Here is a 2,727-nt window from a genome sequence, read left to right on the forward strand (position 1 = left end):
GAACATGGCGGGGTCGCCGCCGTTCTGGGCAGCCATGGCGAACAGTAGGCCAACGCTCATGCCTTCGGGGATATTATGCAACGTGACGGCCGTGAACAGGAGCGTGGGACGATCCCATTTGCTGGGCAGGCCCTCGGGCTTGCTCTCGCCCGGATGCAGGTGCGGCAACAGCTGGTGCAGCACCATGAGGAACGCCACGCCGATGGCGAATCCACCCGCAGCGGGAATCCACCCGACCTGCCCCGCTTCCTCCGCGCGCTCGATGGCGGGAATCAGCAACGACCACACAGACGCCGCTATCATTACGCCAGCCGCGAATCCTAGGAATATCCGCTGAAACACCATGCTGTTGCGCTTGCGAAACAGAAAAACCGACGCAGCGCCCAATGTGGTCATCAAGAAGGTGAAGCCGGTCCCGCCGGCAGCCCACAGCAAAGCAGTTTGCATGCTTGCTCCTATCGTATTCACTCGTTCGTGTCCATCGGCGCGTCGCACGGAATCGGGGAAACCGACGGCATCGCGCAGAGCCGTGTCCTTGTATCAATCCACAGTGTACGACAATAATCGATCGCGCACGCGATGCTTTCCCTCAGCGTCAACTTGAAGCTGCCAGCGCACGGGACCCCATCATCGCCCGAAAAACACGCCTCAGCGCGTGGAGCGTGTTTTTCGGGCGATGATGGGGGGGCTTGCAGTGAACTGCGCCCCGGTTCTTGGACAAGGAAAATAAAGGTGGCTATGCTGCTAAGGACTGGTTCCGGAATTCCTCCGGGGTCAGTCCTTTCAGTTTAACCTGCCTTCGCCTCGTGTTCCAGTGGACGATGTACGCCTCGAGCCTCTCCTTGAACTCCTCGAAGCTCTCGAAGCTCTGCCCGCGGAAGAACTCGTCCTTGATATGGCCGAAGACCTGCTCGGTCGCGCCGTTGTCGATGCAGTTGCCCTTTCTCGACACGCTCTGGACGATGCCCGCCTCCTCGAGCGTCTTGCAATAACCGTCGTGCTGGTACTGCCATCCCATGTCGGAGTGCATGACCGGGCTCGCGGCCTCCGGCATCTTCGCCAGCAGGCCTTCCAGCATCTCCTTTTGCTGCGCCATGTTCGCAGACCGCGATATGCTCCAGGACACGATCTCCTTGCTGCCGAAGTCGTACGCTGGGGCAAAGTAGGCCCTGCCCCACGGGGCCTTGAACTCGGTGACGTCCGTGCCGAGCTTCTGCCAGGGTTCGTCGGCTGAGAAGTCCCTGTCCAGGACGTTGTCGAACGCCCTGCCGACAACGCCTTTGAACGAGTTGTACCTGTGGTAGTCGCTCTCGCGCCGGATGCCGCAGCTGATGCCCATCTCGTGCATGATCTTCAGTGCGGTCTTGTCGGCTATCGCCACGTCCTCCTCGGCGCGCAGGGCCATGGCGACCTGCCTGTGTCCGCAGCCGTTGGCCGTGCGGGAGAACACCTCCGCCACCTTCTCCCATAGCTCCGGCCTCGTCGGCCTCGGCGGGTGCGAGCGGGCGCGGTAGTAAGTCGATCTCGGGAGCCCGGCGGCTGCCAACAGGTCGGAAAGAGCGTGGCCTTGCCCTGAAAGCATCTCGATCACTTGGGACTTCTCCCAGCTCGAGACTTCTCCGCCTCCAGGGCGCGGACTTTTTTTAAGTAGGCGTTCTCGGCTTCGAGCCTGCGCACGCGCGCCTCGAGCTCTTGCTCGCGCGTCTTGGGCGCGCTTTGAGCCGCAGATCCCTTCGGCCTGCCCTTGGGCTTGGGCCTGAGAGCGTCGGCCCCGCCTTCGCGGTAGAGCCGGCACCAGGAGTCGAGCGGGGTCCTCGACGCGATGCCGAAGGCGGCCATGGCCTCGGGCTTGCCCATCCCCTCGTCCACGACGGCCCGAGCTGCGGCGACCTTCGTCTCCCAAGCGTATCTCGTTTTCCGGCTACCCATGCAGAGCAGCACCTCGCTTCCGACCGACCTGTACGTCAGAAGCCATTTTTCCACGATGCTGGCCGACATGCAAAGCCTCGCGGCGACGATGTCCCTGCCGTACCCCTCGTCGAACAGCTCGACCGCTAGTTCGCGCATCTTCCTGTCATGCTTCGGCGGCATAAAGAAGCCTCCCATCTCTCGAACTTTACTTTCTTGTCCAAGAAATGGGAGGCAGTTCAAAGGGGACCGCCTCTTTCTATGCCACCTTTCTGTGTCGGAGCGCGTCCCGAACGGCGATCGGCCGTTCGGGACGCGCTCTACTTGTTCCAAGCGATGAACGCCCAGGTGACCGTTCGGGGCTCGCGCAGGCGCAGGGACTTCTCCGGAAGCCCCTTCTTGTCGGGCTGCCCGGCGCGCTCGTTCGGCACGAGGTTCTCTTCCAGCCAGCAGCGCAGGCGACCGAACGCCTCCGCGCGCTCTTCGGCTCCGACGGTCGCGCCCACGGCATCGTCCGCCATGCGCGCGAACGCGTCGTAGGCATCGTCGAGCGAGTCGAACGTGTCGGTGCGCTCGCTGTCGATGTAGGAAACCTCGGGGCGCAGTCCCTCGTTCGCCAGGATGTTGAACGCATAGAGGTAGTCGCGGCCGAGCACGCTGGAAAGGCCCATGGCGTTGAGGATGCGCTCGTCGGTGCGCGGCGACGAGCCGGTGGCCAGCGTGACGCATACGCGGCGGCGCGCCACGTCGGTGAGGCGCAGCAGCGAATCGCGCAGATCGGCGGTCGCGACGGAGCGCGAGGCGAGCGCCACATCTACC

2 protein-coding genes and 2 pseudogenes are annotated in these 2,727 nt (G+C 63.4%); all 4 read right to left on the reverse strand.

Annotated elements, in window-relative coordinates; genetic code table 11:
• Window positions 1–447: ZIP family metal transporter (locus tag AC1VS5_RS09500; protein WP_481218467.1), on the reverse strand; the 447-nt coding region annotated here is incomplete at its 3' end.
• A gap of 289 nt (window positions 448–736) precedes the next feature.
• Window positions 737–1,705 (reverse strand): annotated as a pseudogene (locus tag AC1VS5_RS09505) (IS3 family transposase); the annotation flags it as partial.
• A complete protein-coding gene (locus tag AC1VS5_RS09510) occupies window positions 1,588–2,091 on the reverse strand; it encodes a helix-turn-helix domain-containing protein (RefSeq protein WP_015760410.1) in 504 nt (167 codons plus the stop codon). The gene AC1VS5_RS09510 and the pseudogene AC1VS5_RS09505, both read right to left, overlap by 118 nt.
• A 137-nt stretch (window positions 2,092–2,228) precedes the next feature.
• A pseudogene (locus AC1VS5_RS09515) lies at window positions 2,229–2,727 on the reverse strand (hypothetical protein); the annotation flags it as partial.

The organism is Enorma sp., assembly GCF_982429025.1.